The organism is Neptunomonas qingdaonensis (assembly GCF_900113275.1).
Classification (GTDB): domain Bacteria; phylum Pseudomonadota; class Gammaproteobacteria; order Pseudomonadales; family Balneatricaceae; genus Neptunomonas; species Neptunomonas qingdaonensis.
Genome location: NZ_FOOU01000006.1, coordinates 233,026 through 253,841 on the forward strand (window position 1 = coordinate 233,026; position 20,816 = coordinate 253,841).

Genomic DNA, 20,816 nt, shown 5'->3' on the forward strand with positions numbered 1-20,816 from the left:
CAGTGAACGCTATAAACCTTAATTTTTACTAAGACAACATATTAACAGTGATAACCCTTTAGGGTAATCTCAGGCTATTAAATATATGAGGATTCTGCATGTTTATCGCAACAGCGCTGCCCGCTTTTACTGACAATTACATCTGGATGCTGACAACAGAAAACTCGACCGGCATGGTGGTAGTCGACCCCGGCGATGCCGATGTTGTCATTCAGGCAATTAAAACCAACCAAAAACCTTTAGCAGCTATTTTGTTAACACACCATCACCCTGATCATACAGGCGGTGTAAAACAGCTGACTGAGATGTACTCGATACCTGTATACGGACCTGCAAATTCGCCCTTTAAGGATATATCCCACCCGTTAACAGATCAGATGGAGATTAATATTTTAGGCGAAACATTAATTGTAAAAGAGGTGCCCGGACACACGCTGGATCATATCTGTTATTTTCAACCAACAGCTACACCGCAACTATTCTGTGGGGATACTCTGTTTTTAGCCGGTTGTGGCCGCCTGTTCGAAGGCAGCGCCGCACAAATGTTAGACAATATGCACTACTTTACATCATTACCCGCAAATACAAATATTTACTGCACCCATGAGTACTCGTTAGCCAACCTTGCCTTTGCGGCAGCAGTAGAACCCAACAACAATGATATTCAACAGGCAACAGAGAAATGCCGAATGTTAAGAGCGGCTAACCAGCCGACATTGCCTTCTAACATCGCTCAAGAGCTGAAAATAAACCCCTTCATGCGCTCCAATAATCAGCAAGTACAAATAGCAGCACAAGGTTATAAAAAGACAAGCATAAACTCTGAACTTGATACTTTTACGGCTATTCGTGAATGGAAAAATAATTTCTGATCGATCTGCACAATATGATGCATTGACCCTTTTGTTAAGCCTGCTAAAATTACGCATCTAAAATTCACGGAACAGCCGCATGCATAGTCGTTTATTTCTCCCAACCCTGTTGGTATCGAGTCTGCTCGTCGGGTGTCAAACAATACCAAAAAGTGAAAATATACCAGCCGATAAAGCGGCAACCACGATTAATAGCCGGGTAACTTCGACTATCCCTGCGGCGCAACAAGTAAAAAAACCACATCAGCCCATTTCAAAACAGGCCGAATTTACCGGCTCTCATGAGGATCTGTGGGAGCTCACGCGTGCAAATTTTCTACTCACAGATGACGCTGAGCACCAAGCTGTCACCACACAAATAGAGTGGTATAGCCAGTATCCAAGTCATATGCGGCGCGTAACAGAAAATGCCGCCCGTTATTATCATTATGTTTTGAATGAAGTTCTTAAACGCGGCTTGCCCGCAGAAATCGCTTTATTACCTGCCGTTGAAAGCACCTATGATCCGCAAGCCTACTCTTCGGGACACGCTGCCGGCATCTGGCAATTTATACCCAGCACGGCAGAATACCGCGGATTAGAAAAAAACCGTTGGTATGATGGGCGTAAAGATATTATCGATTCTACCCATGGTGCTCTGGACTATCTTGAAGATTTAAACAAACGCTTTGACGGTGATTGGTTGTTAACAATGGCCGCCTACAACGCCGGTGGCGGCACCGTATCCAGAGCGATCAGAAAAAACAAAGAGGCCGGAAAACCCACTGATTACTGGTCGCTTCCTTTACCAAAAGAAACGCGACTTTATGTTCCAAGGATCCTGGCTCTTGCCTCGTTTGTCAGATCTCCAGACCTATATACAATGGACCTTCCGACGATCAATAATGAACCCTATTTTGATATCGTCGAAACAAGCGGACAGATCAATCTGGCTCAGGCCGCCGATATTTCCGGAACTCGTCTCGCAGAAATAAAACAATTAAATCCTGGCATCCTGGGCAAACTATCAGCCCCATCAGGCCCGTATCGCTTGCTTATCCCAGAAAACAAAGCACAACAGTTTCGTAGTGCTTTAAATGAACTGACCCAACCCAACGCCAGTTGGACAGAATATACCATCAAGTCAGGTGATTCACTGAGTGTGATAGCAGAGAAATTTGAAACATCCGTGAGCGTTATCAAGAACGCTAACCAGCTATCTTCCAACCGACTACTTGCCGGAAAAACCCTCTTCATACCGCCAGAATCAACCTTGGAAAATCCATTCGAAAATACTAAATCCAGGCGTAAAACGGATATAATTTCCCAATACAAAGTTCAGGCAGGTGATACTTTGTGGGACATAGCCAAAACCCATCAAGTGAGTGTCGCATCGCTTAAACAATGGAATAATATCAAGTCCGGTGACACGCTCAAGATCGGCAAAACATTAAGAATTGGTAATTTACCTAACAACTTCAGCAAAGACGAAGCAGAGGCACTTCAGAAAATTGGTTACAGAGTACAAAATGGCGACTCCCTTTCTGTGATTGCTGAGCGTTATAATGTGAATGTAGCTGATATTCGCGAGTGGAATAATTTAAGCAGCGATAATGCTGTTATCAAAACAGGACAACAGCTCACTATCTTTATCAGCGAAAGTTAAGTTAACGGTACAAATCTTTATGAGTATGCTTGATATTTTTATTATCGTCGTTGCCACCGCCAGCGCCATTATCTTTAAAGTATTTCTTTACAGACGCATTCAACGCTGGATGGATCAGGATTTAATCAAAGGTCTGGCAAACGGCGACAATGAAAAACAGTCATACCTGAGCCGTGAGCACCAGCGTCTCATCTCGGAAAAAACACCGCGCAAACTACTCCATCAACTCTTAACCGAGCACGCTAAACACTATTCTTCTGAATAAACAGACGATTGAAGAGTGGTATTCAATGATCGTCACTGATATAACAGCATTATCAGTACGCAGCCAAACACTCTGGGTTTTAGTTTATGTCTATGTTTTCTTTAAAAAAAACACTTTTAAATACACTCCTTATCAGCATTATTTCTTTTTCATGTAACGCCGCACAACATGGCTTGTCTATGCATGGCGACCTCAAATATCCAGCTGATTTCACTCACTTTGAATACGCCAACCCTGCGGCTCCCAAGGGGGGCGATATCAAAGAATGGGCATTGGGCACATTCGACAGCTTCAATGGGTTTATCATCAAAGGGACATCGGCAGATGGCTTAGGACTGATCTACGACAGCTTAATGAATAAAGCGCTGGATGAGCCTTTTTCTCAATATGGTTTATTAGCCGCCAGCGTTGATATGCCAGCGTCACGAGAGCATATTACTTTCTTTCTCCGGCCGGAAGCACGCTTCTCTGACGGGCAACCGGTTACGGCTCAGGATGTCGTGTTCACCTTCAATACATTACTTGAGAAAGGTGCGCCTTTTTACAGAGCTTATCTTGGCGATATTGAACAAGTAGAAGCGATCAATCCGCTGACCGTAAAGTTTCATTTTAAAAACAATGGCAACAGAGAACTTCCGTTGATTGTTGGCGAGATCCCTATTCTTCCTCAGCATTTTTGGAAAAACCAGGACTTCTCAGCTCCGTTAACCCAAATCCCAGTCGGTTCAGGCCCTTACATACTGAGCAAGTTTGAATCAGGGCGTTCTGTTACCTATCAACGCAATGCGGATTATTGGGGCAAAGACCTTCCCGTCAACAAAGGCCGATTTAATTTTGATTCCATCACTTATGATTACTACCGGGACAGTACTGTCTCCTTAGAAGCCTTTAAAGCAGGTGCCTATGATTTCAGACAGGAGACCTCCTCAAAACAGTGGGCTACCGGCTATACAGGCCCGCAATTTGATAGCGGCAAACTGATTAAAAAGGAAATCTTGCATCAAAAACCCACCGGTATGCAGGCATTTTTATTTAATACACGTAAACCCTACTTTCAAGACCCACAAGTCCGCAAAGCGCTCACCTATGCTTTTGACTTTGAATGGACCAACAGCAATCTTTTTTACAGTGCTTATACGCGTACCCATAGCTACTTTTCAAACTCGGATATGGCAGCAAACGAACTGCCTACAGCCGAGGAGATTGCCATTCTGGAGCCGTTCAGAGATCAGCTCCCAGCCGAGGTTTTCACTCAGGTTTATCGGGCGCCGACCTATGACGGCACAGGCCAGATACGCCCTCAAATAAGACAGGCGCTTCGCATATTAAAAACTTCCGGATGGGAGCTGACCAACGGAAAGCTCATCAATAAAGACACAAAAGAAGCGATGGTTTTTGAAATCTTGCTGGTTCAGAAAGAGTTCGAACGCATTGTTGCCCCTATGATCAAAAACCTGCAGCGCATGGGTATTCAGGCCAACATCCGCATTGTTGATGTCTCTCAATATATCAACCGACTGCGCGCATTTGATTTTGACATGGTTGTCGGTTCGTTTGGCCAGTCCTCATCACCGGGCAATGAGCAGTTTGAGTACTGGGGCTCAATGAATGCGCAACAACCCGGCAGCCGTAATCTGATTGGCATTGAGAACCCGGTGATTGATAAGTTGATCGAACGGATTATTCAGGCGCCTGACCGAAAACAACTGGTATTCAGTACGCGTGCACTGGATCGTGTTCTTCAGTGGAATTACTACGTTATTCCGCAATATCACAGCAGCAGCTATCGTATCGCCTACAAGAACATTTTCGGCTATCCGGCGATCACACCGGTGTATGACCTTGGTTTTGATACCTGGTGGATAGAACCTTCATTGGCTGAGCCGGTTAACTGATGGCGGCTTATATATTACGCAGATTACTGCTGATTATACCCACCCTCATCGGCATACTGACGATTAACTTTCTTATTATTCAGGCCGCACCGGGCGGTCCTGTTGAGCAGACTATCGCGCAGCTCGAAGGCCTGACAAACAATGCCCTGCCTGGCGGCGCGGGTGGTGGCGATCTCACTTCCGGTTCGGCTAATAACGGCAGCAGCACGGCAAGCAGCTACCGTGGTGGACGCGGTCTTGATCCAAGTCTGGTCGCTGAAATAGAAGCACTGTACGGCTTCGACAAGCCGGCCCATGAGCGTTATTTTCAAATGCTCGGCAACTATCTGACCTTTGACTTTGGCAAAAGCTTTTACAGCGACAAAAGCGTCATAGACCTGATTATCGAAAAGCTACCGGTGTCTATCTCATTAGGGCTGTGGACCACGCTGCTCACTTATCTGATATCCGTACCACTGGGCATTCGAAAAGCGGTCAAAGATGGCTCCCGATTCGATATATGGAGCAGTACCGTTATTATTATTGGCTATGCCATTCCTAACTTTCTGTTTGCGATTCTCCTCATCGTTCTGTTTGCCGGTGGCAGCTACTTCGACTGGTTTCCGCTACGCGGACTGACCTCTTCTAATTTTGATGAACTCTCTCTGTTAGGCAAAATTGGTGATTATTTCTGGCACATCACCCTGCCGGTGTTCGCCTCCGTTATCAGCAGCTTCGCGACGCTGACTATGCTCACCAAAAACTCATTTCTTGATGAGATTAACAAGCAATATGTACTGACGGCACGCGCCAAAGGCTTAACTGAAAAAGGTGTTTTGTATGGTCATGTTTTCCGTAATGCGATGCTCTTGATTATCGCCGGAATGCCAGCCGCCTTAATCGGAATATTTTTTACCGGTTCCATGCTCATCGAAGTCATCTTCTCTCTGGATGGACTCGGCCTGCTCGGATATGAAGCCGTTATCAACCGCGACTATCCGGTCATTTTTGGGACGCTTTATATTTTCACGCTAATCGGCTTATTGATGAAGCTGATAAGCGACCTGACCTATGTCATGGTGGACCCACGTATCGACTTTGAAAGCAGGGAGCAGTAAGCATGACTCCTATCAATCAACGTCGAATTGCCAATTTCAAAATGAACCGGCGTGGCTACTGGTCATTGTGGATTTTCTTATTGCTGTTCGTTCTGAGCCTATTTGCAGAACTGATTGCCAACGACCAGCCGCTGGTCATTAAATTTCAGGAAGAATTGTATTTCCCTGTCGTTAAAGAATATTACGAAACCGAATTTGGTGGTGAGTTTCAATCTCAGGCCGATTATAAAGATCCGTATATCCAGGAACTGATCAGCGAAGGAGGCAACGGCTGGATCCTCTGGCCACTGATACGCTATGACCACCGCACCATAAACTATGACCTACCCGTACCGGCGCCGTCACCACCGAGCAGTGAAAACCTGTTAGGCACCGATGATCAGGGGCGCGATGTATTCGCCAGAGTCATTTATGGGTTTCGTATCTCCATTCTATTCGCGCTGGTACTGACCATCACCAGCTCAGTCATCGGTGTTATTGCCGGCGCGTTACAGGGCTTTTACGGCGGCAAGGTCGATCTGTACTTTCAGCGCTTTATCGAAATCTGGTCTGGCCTTCCGGTCCTGTTTCTGCTGATTATTCTTGCCAGCATTGTTGAGCCTAATTTCTGGTGGCTGCTGGGTATCATGCTGCTGTTTTCGTGGATGAATCTGGTGGACGTGGTACGCGCAGAGTTTCTGCGTGGCAGGAATCTTGAATATGTCAGAGCAGCCAGAGCCCTGGGCGTATCGAACCAGCAGATCATGTTCAAACATATCTTACCTAACGCCATGGTCGCCACACTGACCTTTATGCCTTTTATCTTCAACGGTGGCATCGTGACGCTCACCGCACTGGACTTCCTTGGCTTTGGACTACCGCCAGGCTCCGCATCGCTGGGAGAACTGATTGCACAAGGCAAAGATAATCTGCACGCGCCCTGGCTGGGTCTGTCTGCTTTTATGACCCTGTCTATTATGCTCACCCTGCTGATTTTTATCGGTGAAGCCATACGTGATGCTTTTGATCCACGGAAAACTTTATTATGACGGAGCAACGCAACTTAAACCTTGAGACCAACCCTGAGACCAACCCTGACAGCAATGCTGACATCGATGAGTGCTTGCTCAAGATAGATAACCTCAGCGTGAAATTTGGTGAAGGATCAACGGCGGTTAATGCGGTAAAATCGGTTAGCTTTACCTTAAACAAGGGCGAAACACTGGCGCTGGTAGGCGAATCAGGCTCGGGAAAATCAGTCACCGCCTTGTCTGTTTTACGCTTACTCCCCTACCCCAAAGCCAGTCACCCAACCGGCCGTATTCTGTATCAGGGAGAAGATATTTTACAAGCGGATGAACCCAACCTGAGAAAAATCCGCGGGGACCGCATCAGCATTATTTTCCAGGAACCGATGACCTCGCTGAATCCACTGCATACGATCGAGAAACAGATTGGCGAGAGCCTCTGGCTACACAAAATGCTCAAAGGCGATGCGGCCCGCGAGCGAATACTCGAATTGCTCAATCTGGTGGGCATAAGGGATCCGCAAAGCCGGTTAGACAGCTACCCGCACCAACTATCCGGTGGGCAGCGACAGCGCGTCATGATCGCTATGGCACTGGCTAATGAACCCCAGCTGTTAATTGCTGACGAACCCACAACAGCGTTGGATGTGACCGTACAGAAACAAATATTAGAGCTATTACAACAACTACAAAAAAAGCTCGGCATGGCGATTCTACTCATCACTCATGACCTGAATATTGTTAAACACTATGCAAAAAATGTCTGTGTAATGTATGAGGGAGAAATAGTCGAGCATGGCACAACTGCTCAAATCTTTAATCAACCACAGGCTCGTTACACACAACAGCTGATTTCAGCAGAGCCCACCGGCAACCCACTCCCCATCAAAGAAAACAGTGAACTCATTTTAGAAACTCAGCAGCTAAAAATCTGGTTTCCGATCAAACGCGGCTTTCTCGGCAGAACCGTTGACCATATTAAAGCGGTTAATGACGTTAGCCTGACGCTCAGGCGTGGTGAAACACTCGGTGTAGTCGGCGAGTCAGGTTCGGGGAAAACCACACTCGGGCTGGCGATTCTTCGCCTGATCCGTAGCGAAGGCGTCATCAATTTTCATGGCGCCAGAATCGACAACCTCAATCAGAAAGCCGTCAAGCCATTACGCAGACAGCTGCAAGTGGTATTTCAGGATCCTTTTGGCAGTCTCAGCCCGCGTATGTCTGTAGAAGAATGTATCGCTGAAGGCTTAAGCGTCCACAAGATTGGCAGCCTGTCGGAACGTACAGCGATGATCCGCCAAGCGCTCATTGAAGTAGACCTTGATCCTGAAGTGCGCCACCGTTATCCACATGAGTTCTCGGGAGGACAGCGGCAACGCATCTCGATTGCCCGCGCTCTCATCCTTAAACCAGACATTATTATTCTCGATGAGCCGACATCAGCGCTGGACAGAACCGTGCAAGTGCAAATTGTTGAACTGCTCAAAGATCTGCAGAAAAAATATGGCCTCAGTTATATATTTATCAGTCATGACTTATCGGTTATCAAAGCACTTAGCCACAAGGTGCTGGTCATGAAACAGGGCGAAGTCGTCGAGCAGGGAGCCGCGAAAACGCTCTTTAAATCACCTTCGCACCCTTATACGCAGGAACTACTCAAAGCGGCGTTTGAATAGATCAAGACCTGGAAATGGGAAATGAGGCATTATCCGTAACCTTACCGATAATGCCTTGATTGACAGTGCCTCTCAGGCTTGGGAGCCACTGTCAGAACCACCTTAAGTTTTTGCTTTCAACTTTTACCCTCAACTATTCCCCCCAACTATTGCCTCAAATATTCAGAGTAGCGGGAGAGATCCGCTCCAGGCTATTCAATCTCTATCAGAATATCACCGGGCGTTACCCGATCACCTTTCACCACGTTAACGGCGATTACCGTGCCGGCTAACGGCGCTTGTATCTCTGTTTCCATCTTCATTGCCTCCGTCACCAGAACCGCTTGCCCTGCCGTTACCTGCTGCCCGACCGTCACCAGTACATCGACGATATTACCCGGCATCGAGGTCGTCACATGCCCTGGAGCACTGGCAACACGCCCGGCTCGCTCGCCACTGCCTTCAGCAACAAAACTGTTCAAGGGTTTAAAGGCGACCTCTTCCGGCACACCATCCAGCGTCAGATAAACGGTACGTTTAGCGGCGCCTCCCGCACCTTTCGCACCTGTCGCACTAATGCCCGTGATACTCACCTGATAAGACTCACCATGCACATCAATGCTGAACTCAGTAGGTACGCCTTCATCACTGGGACGCACACTGTCAGATTTCGCCAATAAGGCCTCTGGCACCAGCGTACCGCTGTTTCGCTCTTCAAGAAACTTACGCCCGATATCCTGAAACATGGCATACGTCAGCACATCTTCTTCACTCAATGCCGCCTCACCGATCTCCGCACGTAAATGCGCTAATTCAGGCTTGAGCAGATCCGCCGGGCGCACATCAATAACCTCTCCGTTGCCAATCGCCTGTTTCTGTACTTGTGGGTCAACAGGTGCCGGAGGATGCCCGTAGCCGCCTGCAAGATAACGTTTTACTTCATTGGTAATCGACTTATAACGCTCACCCGCCAGCACGTTTAATACGGCCTGCGTACCGAAAATTTGTGAAGTCGGCGTGACCAGCGGCGGATAGCCCAAATCTTTACGAACACGAGGGATCTCGTCAAACACTTCACGAATGCGTCCCAAAGCATGTTGCTCTTTTAGCTGATTCGCCAAATTAGACATCATACCGCCCGGCACTTGGTTGATCTGCACAGAAACATCTTCACGGGTGAATTCACTTTCATACTGGTGATATTTCTTACGTACTTCACGAAAATAATCCCCAATCTCCTGCAACAAGGCCAAATCAAGCCCGGTATCCCATGGCGTGCCTTTTAACGAAGCGACCTGCGATTCTGTGGCAGGATGGCTGGTTCCCCCGGCAAAAGAGGAGATCGCCGTATCAATATGCTCTGCACCGGCTTCAATCGCTTTCAATTGGCACTGGGCCGCTAAACCCGCCGTACTGTGCGAGTGAATGAAAATAGGCAGATCCACCGCTGCTTTTAAGGCTTTAACCAGATCATAGGTAGCATAAGGCGTCAGCAAACACGCCATATCTTTTAAGGCGATAGAGTCAGCTCCCATATCCCGCAGATCTTTAGCTTGCTGCACCCATAACGCCGTTGTATGCACCGGACTCGTGGTATAACAAATCGTTGCCTGAGCATGCTTACCCGCTTTCTTCACAGCCTTAATCGACGTTTCAAGGTTGCGTAAATCATTTAACGCATCAAAAACGCGGAACACATCAATGCCGTTTGCCGCCGCACGTTCAACAAACGCTTCGACCACATCATCGGCATAATGGCGATAGCCGAGTAAATTCTGTCCGCGCAATAGCATCTGCAAACGCGTATTAGGTAAAGCAGCGCGCAGCTGTCTCAGACGTGCCCAGGGATCCTCTTTTAAAAAACGTACACAGGCATCAAAAGTAGCACCGCCCCACACTTCGAGTGACCAGTAGCCCACCTGATCCAATTTATCGCAGATCGGCAACATATCTTCAGTACGCATACGTGTAGCGATCAAGGATTGATGCGCATCACGTAAAATAACATCAGTAACATAAATAGGTTTAGCGTTAAGAGCTTTCATCTTTCTCTCCTGAGCGGTCACTTATAGGCCAGCATGGGCTGCAATTGCTGTCGCAATCGCCAGTGCAATATCATTGGGATGGCGCTTTTCCGAGTAATTCAACAACTCCGGATGATTAACGACGAAGCTGGTGTTGAACACGCCACTACGAAACTCCGCATCATGCAAAATACCCTGATAATAACTTGCGGTAGTTTTCACACCTTGCAAGCGCATATCTTCCAGTGCACGCGAACCACGATCCAGTACATCTTCCCAATCCATCGCCCAGACAATCAACTTTAAACACATTGAGTCAAAATACGGGGGTATGGTATAGCCGGTATAAATGGCTGTATCGGTTCGAACACCCGGGCCACCCGGCGCATAGTAGCGTGATATTTTCCCAAAACTGGGTAAAAAGTTATTTTTAGGGTCCTCAGCATTAATTCGAAACTGCAAGGCGAATCCACGATAATGGATTTCCGATTGCTGATAACGCAACGGCAAACCCGCGGCGATTCGTATCTGTTCGCGGACAATATCCACGCCGGTGATCGCTTCCGTGATGGTATGCTCGACCTGCACACGGGTATTCATCTCCATGAAAAAGAAATCTTCACCGGTCAGCAGAAATTCAACGGTACCGGCATTTTCATAATTAACGGCCTTCGCCGCACGTACCGCCAAATCTCCAATGTAATCGCGTTGAGCATCGGATAATTGTGGACTCGGCGCAATTTCAATGAGTTTTTGGTTACGACGCTGAATTGAACAATCACGTTCAAAAAGATGAATCACGTTACCGTGCTTATCTGCCAAAATCTGTACTTCGATATGCTTCGGGTCAACGATACATTTTTCAAGAAACACTTCTGCAGAACCAAATGCCTTAGTGGCTTCTGAAATAACCCGCGGGTATTGCTGCTTCAGCTCTTGCGGCGTATCACAGCGCCTGATACCGCGCCCACCGCCACCGGAGGTTGCTTTTAGCATCACTGGATAACCCAGTTTTTCAGCCACAAGCAGGGCTTCATCAAGATCCTGTAAATTCCCATCCGAGCCCGGCGTCACAGGAATACCTGCCCCAATCATGGCGGCCCGGGCTTCTGTTTTGTCGCCCATGCGAGAAATGACTTCAGCTGAGGGACCAATAAAGGCGATGCCGCGCTCATTGCATATCCGCGAAAACTCGGCATTTTCCGATAAAAAACCATAGCCCGGATGAATCGCATCACATCCGGTTTCAGCCGCCAGGTTCACGATTCGCCGCGCATCAAGGTATCCGCCTAACGGATCTTCACCGATAAAGTACGCTTCATCAGCACGCTTTACATGCAACGCGTAACGATCCGGCTCGGTATAAATCGCAGCCGAACGCACCCCCATCTCAGCGCAGGCACGCACTATTCTGAGAGCAATTTCACCACGGTTTGCTATCAATACTTTTTTAATCACAATAACCTCCGTTTAAACAGAGAGCGCCCTGGTCGCTAATGACCAGAAACACAAAGAGTTATTTGAAGTTACTACTAACGCCCTGATATTTAAAATTGATATTTGTTAGATTAGCTATAAGCTAAAACTTATAGCTAGCGAGTGACTCTTAACAAGAGCTATTAAAAAGTGCTTATTACAAGCGCCTCTAAACATGGCTAAAACCTATGTGAATTTTTTACGCCTTTTTTAACTCCTTTTTTAACTCCTTTATAAAAATAACCGGGATAAAGCAGACATGTCATATACACTTAACCAGTTATTGAACCGACTCTCCTTTCGCCAATTACAAGTATTTATGACGGTTTACGAAGTCCGCGGTTATAGTAAAGCGGCTGAAACACTGGGGCTGACACAACCTGCCGTAAGCTCACAAATCCGCCAGATAGAGCAAGCCTTTGAACAACCGTTATTTGAATATGTAGGGAAAAAGCTCTACACCACTCCGGCAGGAGAGATGCTGGCACAATGCGTCCAGCAAATTTTCGATCAGCTTAGCCAGCTACAGACTCAACTTTCCGAGATGGTAGGGTCAGTAGCGGGCTCGTTAGATATTGCCGCTGTCAGCACCGCGCAGTATGTTGTGCCTCACCTGCTGGCAGGTTTTCTCAGGCTATACCCACGCGTGGATGTGAAGTTAAAAGTCGTTAACCGCGCACAGGCGATTCGATTACTCGATGAAAACCAAAATGATCTGGTAATTATGGGGATGGTACCTCAGGATCGCTCACTCTCCTTTATGCCATTTTTAGATAACGAACTGATTCCGGTAGTCCCCGCAGGGCACCCATTGGCGACGCAATCAGAAGTATCCATTGAGGCTTTTTTCTCGCTGCCGATGCTGTTAAGAGAGATGGGATCAGGGACACGCCATGCGCTGGAGGCTTATTGCTCAGCACAAGGCGTCACTCTCACTCAAGCGATGGAGCTGGGTTCAAATGCAGCCATCAAACATGCTGTTTTGGCAGGCCTCGGCGTGGCGGTCATGCCACGCCTAAGCGTACAACTGGAACTTAACAACGGCCTATTACATGAGTTAGCTATGGAAGGATTTCCATTACGCCAATCCTGGTATACCGTTTACCCTCGCAATAAACACTTAACGCCGGCAGCCGAAGCCTTTATGTCATACATTGAATTAAATATGGATGCCATAAAAGAGCACTTTGACCATTTATATCAGGCCTGAAAGCACTAGTATTTCAGCGATCCCTTGCCTCATCCGGTGATTCCAGCTTATGTCCTGCAACGATAAATTCGGGCAAGCAAAGGTCACCAAAAACAGCCGCCAATCGCAGTACGAATATAATCAGCATCGAGGCAATCGCTAACACGGTTTCTTCAATCAGCCCATAAAACACAACATAAAAGACAGCGCCTAAAATGGCACATGTCGCATAAAGCTCGCCTTCTCTGTGCAAAATCAGCGGAATTTCCCGCGTCAATATATCCCTTATCATCCCGCCCGCACAGCCTGTAATACAGGCCATCATCACCACGATGACAGGACCAACGCCAAGCGACATCGCTTTTTCAGCACCTAATATAGCAAATAAAGCTAAACCTGCCGCATCCAATACCAGCATAGTTCTGCGCGGATACAAGAAATACCGACAGACAAGAAAAGCACTTACAGCAGAAATAATGGCGGTCCATAGATAGGTATTATTCACCACCCAACCGATAGGATAAGCATTGAGCGTGATATCACGAACCGTACCTCCGCCAAGCGCGGTGACAATTCCCAATACCACGACGCCGAGAATATCCATGCGTTTTCCTTGCGCCGCTAACGCGCCGGTAATAGAAAAGACTGATACACCGATCAATTCAGCAATAAAAATAAGTGATGCGTAGTCCATGTTATCTCCAGCGCCCTTGTCGACGCCCTGTTGTACCTGCCATTTTAATCATGCCTAAGCGTGTATTCGCATGGCATAACGCTATTGCTAATGCATCGGCCGCATCGGCTTGCGGCAACCCGGGAAGTTTCAATATCTGAGTCACCATATGCTGTACCTGCACTTTATCAGCAGAACCCTTGCCCACCACAGCCTGTTTTATTGAACGTGCCGCATATTCAAATACCGGTATTCCCTGCTGAGTGCCGGCAACAATGGCTACGCCTCGTGCCTGTCCAAGCTTAAGAGCAGAATCCGCATTACGTGACATAAAGACCTGTTCAATCGCCATCTCCTGCGGCATAAACTGACGGATCACTTCACTAACACCGCTAAACACCTGATTAAGACGATCCGGTAGCTCATCACCCTTAATACGAATACAGCCACTGGCGACATATTCATTTCGTGCACCCACGACATTAATCAAACCGTAGCCAGTAATACGTGACCCCGGATCTATTCCCAGAATTATCATCCAATCGTCCTGTTATTACTGACCGAACCAAGTTGATTAACGATGACTGAGCACTCAGTGGCTCAGCACAGACTTAGCAACAGCTTAGCCAGCGACCAGCAAAGATTCGTCTGTCGACTGATAGCATCAGCGCTCAATCAGAAAAGCCGATGCACTGTGGTTAGCAGAGCCTCGGCTTTAATATAGATGGATTAAGTCCATCACTACTCTTGCATAGACTCTTCAGGAATCTCGGCATTGTGATATACATTTTGTACATCATCGAGATCTTCCAGCGTATCGAGCAAACGTAGTATTTTACGTCCTCCCTCTACATCCAGTTCAGCGGTGGTCGATGCAATCATAGCGACTTCGGCATGAGCAGGCTCAAGACTCGCTTTTATCAATCCGTCTTTTACATCAAGGAAGTCAGCCGGTGCTGTGAACACATCGATTGAGCCGTCGTCATTACTCACTACATCATCCGCGCCCAATTCAAGCGCGGCGTCCATAATGGTTTCTTCATCAGCACCCGCTTCAAATGAAAGCTGTCCTTTTTTCTCAAACAGATAAGAAACCGAGCCACTGGTGCCCAAATTTCCACCCGCTTTGGAAAAAGCAGAACGCACCTGAGAAACGGTACGGTTGACATTATCGGTCATGGTTTCAACAAGAATAGCGACACCACCAGAACCATAACCTTCATAGGTAAGCTCATCATAGTTCTCGCCCTCAGCACCACCAGCGCCTCGTTGAATCGCTTTATCAATCGTATCGCGCTTCATATTAGCGCCAAGGCCTTTATCTATCGCAGCCCGCAGACGAGGGTTGTCATCAGGATTACCGCCGCCCTCTTTCGCTGCCACTACCAGCTCGCGAATCAATTTCGTGAAGACCTTGCCTCGCTTTGCATCCTGCGCCGCTTTTCGGTGTTTGATGTTAGCAAATTTAGAATGACCAGCCATAGAATACCTCAATAACAAACCGATAACGGATAGCGTATTTATTGTAATTCATATCAGGTAAGAGATTACCTGTGGCTACTTTCATAGCCACAGTTGTCACGAGCAGAAGTTACGCTGTAGGAGTTTACGGTGTTCTGCGTAGCTTGATGTTCAACTCACGTAACTGAGCAGCACTGACTACTCCGGGCGCATCCGTCAACAGACAAGCAGCGCTCTGTGTTTTCGGGAAGGCAATCACTTCACGAATAGAGTCCGTACCTGTCATCAGCATAATCAGACGATCCAGACCAAATGCCAAACCACCATGCGGAGGCGCACCATATTTCAGTGCATTCAGCAGGAAGCCAAACTTTTCTTCCGCTTCTTCATCACTGATACCCAAGGTACGGAAAACCGTACGCTGCATATCCTGTGCATGAATACGGATAGAACCACCACCCAACTCAGTACCGTTCAATACCATATCATAAGCACGCGACAGTGCCGTTGTAGGGTTTGCTTCCAACTCTTGTGCTGAACAGCTTGGTGCTGTAAACGGATGATGCAATGCAGACAGGCTACCATCGCTATTAGCTTCAAACATTGGGAAGTCAACCACCCACAGTGGCGCCCATTCAGATACCAGCATATCCAGATCAACACCGACCTTAATACGTAGAGCACCAATTGCTTCATTAACAATTTTTTCTGAATCCGCACCGAAGAAGATCAGATCGCCATTCTGCGCTTGCAGACGTTCAACGATCTGCATCGCCACCTCTTCACCGAGGAATTTAACGATAGGAGACTGCAGCCCTTCAGCGCCCTTCTCTACTTCATTAACCTTGATGTACGCCAGACCTTTCGCACCGTAAATACCGACAAACTTGGTGTACTCATCAATCTGCTTACGGGTTAATGACGCGCCACCCGGTACTTTTAGCGCAGCAACACGACCGTTAGGATCGTTTGCCGGGCCGGCAAATACTTTAAACTCGATATTCGCCATCAGATCAGCGACATCAACCAACTCCATTGGAATACGCAAATCCGGTTTATCTGAACCATAACGTCGCATTGCTTCAGCATATGGCATCTGTGGGAAATCACCCAGATCCACAGCCATCAATTCATTGAAGAGCTTGCGAATCATCGTTTCGGCAATACCCATAATCTCAACTTCATTCATGAACGAAGTTTCAATATCGATCTGAGTAAATTCTGGCTGACGATCGGCACGCAAATCTTCATCACGGAAGCATTTTGCAACCTGGTAATAACGATCAAAACCCGACACCATCAGTAGCTGCTTAAACAGCTGTGGCGACTGCGGCAACGCAAAAAATGAACCTTCATGTGTGCGACTAGGCACCAGATAATCACGCGCACCTTCAGGTGTAGCACGTGTCAGAATCGGTGTTTCAATATCAAGAAAACCGTTCTCGTCCAGATAACGACGAATCTCAGAGGTTACTTTGGAACGAAAACGCAGTTTTTCCTGCATTTCCGGACGACGCAGATCGATAAAGCGGTTACGCAAGCGTACATCTTCACCGACTTTTTGATGATCATCCAATGGGAAAGGAGGCGTTTCAGCTTTATTCAGAATAATAAGTTCAAGACCCATCACCTCGATTTCGCCGGTAGGCATGTCACTGTTGACTGTTCCATCCGGACGATGACGCACCAGGCCTTTAATTTCAATAACATATTCGCTTCGTACACTGTCAGCGATAGCGAAACTTTCTTCACGCTCTGGATCAAAAACGACCTGAGCGATGCCTTGGCGATCGCGTACGTCAAGAAAGATGACCCCACCATGGTCGCGGCGACGGTGCACCCACCCCATCAATGTAATTTCTTCGCCGATGTGTTCTTTTCTCAAATCGCCGCAATAATGGCTGCGCATAGTTTACTGTTCCTATCTATATACTGGCTATATACTGAATGCTAAATACCGGCTGCTGCCTGACAGCATCACCAAAAATCAGGTCTAAACAAAGCGCAAAATTATACCTGATTTAATGCAGCGTTACAGCGACTATACGCGCCTATTTTTTCCCGGCAACGAAACTCACTTCACCGACTAACATCGACTCAACACGTTTACGGATCTGTGCAATCTGCTCTTCGCTGTAGCGCACTGCCGGCTGTTTACCCCAGACAGGACCCGGCCATGCAGGATCACCTTCATGACGAGCGACATGATGCAGGTGCAACTGAGGAACCATGTTACCCAGATTTGCAATATTCATTTTCCTCGCAGAAAAGCTATCCGCCATGATTTCGGCCAGTTCAGAAGACTCGTCTATTAACTGATGCTGATCCTGGGGTGAGAGATGATAAATTTCTGTGGCACCCGCGCGACGCGGAACCAGGATAAACCATGGATAATTTGCATCGTTCATCAGTAACAATCGACTCAGCGGAAAGTCACCTAATACGATACAATCATTCGCTAAACGAGAATCAAGCTCAAATTCCAATTCTAATTCGTCCATTGTAATCCCCTAAAATAAGTCGCTTAATTACATTGAAAATAGCAGCCATGAATAACAGTATAAAACATGACATATAGTTTTGATCTATCACAGAGCATATCCCATATCGGCTTAGAGGGGTGGAATCGGCTGGCAGGCACATCCAACCCCTTTCTTCGTTATGAGTTTCTTGAAGCGCTAGAGTCCAGCGGTGCTGTTACTTCACAGACCGGCTGGCAACCTTTGCATCTGCGCCTTTATGAAGATGATAGCTGTATCGCCATTTTACCTTTGTATTTAAAAAGCCACTCTTATGGCGAGTACGTTTTTGATTGGGCCTGGGCAGATGCCTACCAACGACATGGTTTAGACTATTACCCTAAACTACTAACATCAATACCTTTTTCTCCTGTATCTGGCCCGCGTATTGCCACCAATAAGCCTGTCTCAGAGATAGTGCCGATACTAACGCAGGTCATCAGACAAATATCCATAGAAAAGAAAACCTCGTCCTGGCACGGCCTTTTTCTTCCACAAAACCAACAGATACTTTTCGAAAATGAGGGGTTCCAAAGCCGCTTAGGGACTCAGTTTCACTGGTTTAACAGAGATTACACCAGCTTTGAGCATTTCCTGCAGAGCTTCAGCTCACGCAAAAGAAAAAATGTGAAACGTGAGCGCCGTAAAGTCGCTGATCAAGGGGTTAGCATTCGCTGTTTTGAAGGCGCCGAGATCACAGAAACACTCTTAAAAACGTTTTATCGCTGTTACCACCTGACCTATTTAAAGCGCGGCAGGCAGGGCTATCTGAATCAGGATTTTTTTATGCGCCTGATTCACTCGATGCCGGAACAACTGGTACTGTTTGCAGCAGAATATAATGCTGAGTATGTCGCAACAGCGCTGTGCCTGAAGGATGACGAAACACTCTATGGACGATACTGGGGCTGCCTTGAAGAGTTTGATAGCCTGCACTTTGAAACCTGTTTCTATACAGGCATTGAATATTGCATCAAGCATGGACTGAAGCGCTTTGATCCTGGCGCTCAAGGCGAGCACAAGATACAACGAGGCTTTGAACCCATTAAAACCTGGTCAAGCCACTATATTAGCAACCCTTCATTTAGTAACGCCATCGCTCATTTTCTGCAGGAAGAAACACCACTGATGGACAGTCACATTGCCGAGCTGGCAAAAGGCTTACCTTTTAAACATGAGGAGTAAACAAGAGGAGTAAACAGGGCGAATAAATCGCCCTGCTTTTAACCAACAACTTTTTAACGAAAAACCTGATAACTGACTACCTTCTAGCTAGATCAACCCTCAGCTAAATACACTTCGGCTACCTGACTGTGCAGCTTGTGATAGGCATTAAAATCATCAACTTTTAAAGGACGGGAAAAATGGAACCCCTGAAACAGATCGCATCCCGCCGCCCCTAAGTAATCCGCTTGTCGTTGGTTTTCTATACCTTCGGCGACCACCAAAAAATTGAGTTTCTTAGCCATGGTAATAATAGCTGACGTAATCGCCTGATCACCTTTATTATCAGGAAGGCCGTCAACAAAAGCCTTATCCACCTTCAATTCATCCAAAGGGAAGCTTTTTAAATAACTTAATGATGAATAGCCGGTACCAAAATCATCAACGGATATCTTCACCTTCAGCGCCTTTAACTGTCGCAAAACATGATCTGTTTTACTAAGATCAGTCATCGCCAGACTCTCAGTCAGCTCGACAACGATCGTTTCCGGGATCACCTGAGTCTCCTCAAGACAAGCCGTGACAAATTCAACAAACCCGGGCGCCTGGAACTGCTGACTGGACACATTCACAGAAACGGAAAAGTCATCCATGCCTTGTTTCTGCCAGGAAGCGGCCTGACGGCAAGCATGCTTAAAAACCCACGAGCCGATTTCTTCCATCAAACCGCATTGCTCAGCCACCGGGACAAATATACCGGGAGAGATATCGCGTTGACTCGGATGCGTCCACCTTAATAAAGTCTCAGCGCCCCTGACCCTGCCAGTCACAACATCTACTTGTGGCTGATAGACTAAATAAAAATCATCATTTTCGATCGCTTTCTTTAAATCCTGCTGCATCTGCATTCTGTCTTGCAAATGCTGATTCGCTTCCTGAGAGTAAAATTGTAGCCCCCCCGGTACATCATCTGCAGAGCTATTCGCAGCGTAACTGGCATTTTTTATAATAACTTCAGCTGAATCGCCATCCCCGGGATACACAGCAATACCCAGACTAATGCTGATATACAAACTATGTTGCTCAAGCTCAAATGGGGCAACGAAGGCTTTAATAAGTTGCTCAGCAACAAAGGAAACGTCATCATCTGATTGCGTATCACTGAGTAGGACTGAAAATTCATCTCCTGATGTTTTAAAGATGATTTTCATCGATTCTGACGTATCCTGATGATCTCTGAGATCCGAAACACGAATACCATTAAGCAACCTTGCGGCCGCCTCCTTTAAAATAGCATCGCCTACACTGGGCCCATAACTATCATTTAATGTTTTAAAACTGGTCAGCTTAATACCAATAACCGCTAGCTCAGTCTGTTTTTCCTGAGCCGATAACATAGCCTCAGATAAACGTTCGATACAAAATTTACGATTGGGCAATTCTGTTAACGTATCGGTATATGTCAAGCGATCCTGATACGCTTTAACCGTCAGAATATTTCTAACCCTGAGCACCAGTTCACTCGGATCCACCGGTTTGGCCAGGAAATCAGTTGCGCCAAGCTCTAATGCTTTCAGCTTGGTTTCAGCATCACTGGAAGAGGTTAAAACAACAATAGGAAGATGCTGGGTGGACTCAATACTTCTGAGAGATTCCAGCACCTCAAAGCCGTTAACATCAGGCATGACTAAATCGAGTAAAAGAATATCGGGTTTGCGCGTCTGCACTAACTCTACAGCACAAACAGAATCACTTTGCCCTAAAAAGTTCTGATACCCCGCATCCTCAAGAAAAAACTGAATCAAATCAATCATGATCGGTTCATCATCAACCATCATAATCAGCGAATCATTCAAGCTCACAGTGCCACCCAC

17 protein-coding genes are annotated in these 20,816 nt (G+C 46.9%); 9 read left to right on the forward strand and 8 right to left on the reverse strand.

Annotated features, from left to right (window positions below):
* Positions 1-98: 98 nt before the first annotated feature.
* The 7 genes from gloB (at position 99) to BM099_RS11145 (ending at position 8,457) form a co-directional block, all read left to right on the forward strand.
* Positions 99-872, forward strand: a complete 774-nt coding sequence (gloB, locus tag BM099_RS11115) for a hydroxyacylglutathione hydrolase (RefSeq protein ID WP_090728043.1) — start codon at positions 99-101, stop codon at positions 870-872.
* A 79-nt stretch (positions 873-951) separates the two neighbouring features.
* On the forward strand, positions 952-2,517 hold the full coding sequence (locus BM099_RS11120; RefSeq protein ID WP_090728045.1) for a LysM peptidoglycan-binding domain-containing protein: 1,566 nt from the start codon (positions 952-954) through the stop codon (positions 2,515-2,517).
* A 19-nt stretch (positions 2,518-2,536) separates the two neighbouring features.
* Positions 2,537-2,782, forward strand: a complete 246-nt coding sequence (locus tag BM099_RS11125) for a hypothetical protein (protein WP_090728048.1) — start codon at positions 2,537-2,539, stop codon at positions 2,780-2,782.
* Positions 2,783-2,868: 86 nt separating this feature from the next.
* The gene (locus BM099_RS11130) at positions 2,869-4,677 is read left to right on the forward strand and encodes an extracellular solute-binding protein (RefSeq protein WP_232349083.1); all 1,809 of its coding nucleotides are present in this window, start codon (positions 2,869-2,871) and stop codon (positions 4,675-4,677) included.
* The gene (locus BM099_RS11135; protein WP_090728050.1) at positions 4,677-5,774 is read left to right on the forward strand and encodes a microcin C ABC transporter permease YejB; all 1,098 of its coding nucleotides are present in this window, start codon (positions 4,677-4,679) and stop codon (positions 5,772-5,774) included. The genes BM099_RS11130 and BM099_RS11135 overlap by 1 nt, the downstream gene beginning before the upstream one ends.
* A 2-nt stretch (positions 5,775-5,776) precedes the next feature.
* A complete protein-coding gene (locus BM099_RS11140; protein ID WP_090728052.1) occupies positions 5,777-6,802 on the forward strand; it encodes an ABC transporter permease in 1,026 nt (341 codons plus the stop codon).
* 62 nt (positions 6,803-6,864) lie between these two features.
* Positions 6,865-8,457, forward strand: coding sequence for an ABC transporter ATP-binding protein (locus BM099_RS11145; RefSeq protein WP_090728132.1), 1,593 nt, complete (start codon positions 6,865-6,867; stop codon positions 8,455-8,457).
* Positions 8,458-8,648: 191 nt separating this feature from the next.
* Here the strand turns inward: BM099_RS11145 and oadA are convergent, their stop codons facing one another.
* Positions 8,649-10,481, reverse strand: coding sequence for a sodium-extruding oxaloacetate decarboxylase subunit alpha (oadA, locus tag BM099_RS11150; protein ID WP_090728055.1), 1,833 nt, complete (start codon positions 10,479-10,481; stop codon positions 8,649-8,651).
* 21 nt (positions 10,482-10,502) lie between these two features.
* Entirely contained in the window at positions 10,503-11,918 is a 1,416-nt protein-coding gene (locus BM099_RS11155) for an acetyl-CoA carboxylase biotin carboxylase subunit (protein ID WP_090728057.1), read from the reverse strand.
* 277 nt (positions 11,919-12,195) lie between these two features.
* On the opposite strand from BM099_RS11155, the gene BM099_RS11160 reads away from it, so the two are divergent.
* Positions 12,196-13,146 carry a LysR family transcriptional regulator gene (locus BM099_RS11160; protein ID WP_090728060.1) on the forward strand — a complete coding sequence of 317 codons (951 nt, stop codon included), beginning with the start codon at positions 12,196-12,198 and terminating at the stop codon, positions 13,144-13,146.
* A gap of 13 nt (positions 13,147-13,159) precedes the next feature.
* On the opposite strand, the gene BM099_RS11165 is transcribed toward BM099_RS11160, so the two are convergent.
* The 5 genes from BM099_RS11165 to BM099_RS11185 all read right to left on the reverse strand — a co-directional run bounded on the left by BM099_RS11165 (position 13,160) and on the right by BM099_RS11185 (position 17,760).
* A complete protein-coding gene (locus tag BM099_RS11165; RefSeq protein WP_090728062.1) occupies positions 13,160-13,819 on the reverse strand; it encodes a trimeric intracellular cation channel family protein in 660 nt (219 codons plus the stop codon).
* Position 13,820: 1 nt separating this feature from the next.
* The gene (ruvC, locus tag BM099_RS11170; protein ID WP_090728064.1) at positions 13,821-14,336 is read right to left on the reverse strand and encodes a crossover junction endodeoxyribonuclease RuvC; all 516 of its coding nucleotides are present in this window, start codon (positions 14,334-14,336) and stop codon (positions 13,821-13,823) included.
* Positions 14,337-14,539: 203 nt separating this feature from the next.
* Positions 14,540-15,280 carry a YebC/PmpR family DNA-binding transcriptional regulator gene (locus tag BM099_RS11175; RefSeq protein ID WP_090728066.1) on the reverse strand — a complete coding sequence of 247 codons (741 nt, stop codon included), beginning with the start codon at positions 15,278-15,280 and terminating at the stop codon, positions 14,540-14,542.
* A 124-nt stretch (positions 15,281-15,404) separates the two neighbouring features.
* Positions 15,405-17,168, reverse strand: coding sequence for an aspartate--tRNA ligase (gene aspS, locus BM099_RS11180; protein WP_090728069.1), 1,764 nt, complete (start codon positions 17,166-17,168; stop codon positions 15,405-15,407).
* Between the two features lie 142 nt (positions 17,169-17,310).
* A complete protein-coding gene (locus tag BM099_RS11185; RefSeq protein WP_090728071.1) occupies positions 17,311-17,760 on the reverse strand; it encodes an HIT domain-containing protein in 450 nt (149 codons plus the stop codon).
* Between the two features lie 66 nt (positions 17,761-17,826).
* Here BM099_RS11185 and BM099_RS11190 point away from each other — a divergent pair, with 66 nt between their 5' ends.
* Entirely contained in the window at positions 17,827-18,963 is a 1,137-nt protein-coding gene (locus BM099_RS11190) for a GNAT family N-acetyltransferase (RefSeq protein WP_090728074.1), read from the forward strand.
* Between the two features lie 92 nt (positions 18,964-19,055).
* On the opposite strand, the gene BM099_RS11195 is transcribed toward BM099_RS11190, so the two are convergent.
* Positions 19,056-20,804 (reverse strand): GGDEF/EAL domain-containing response regulator, encoded by a 1,749-nt coding sequence (locus BM099_RS11195; protein ID WP_244889935.1) that lies wholly within the window; start codon positions 20,802-20,804, stop codon positions 19,056-19,058.
* Between the last annotated feature and the right edge of the window lie 12 nt (positions 20,805-20,816).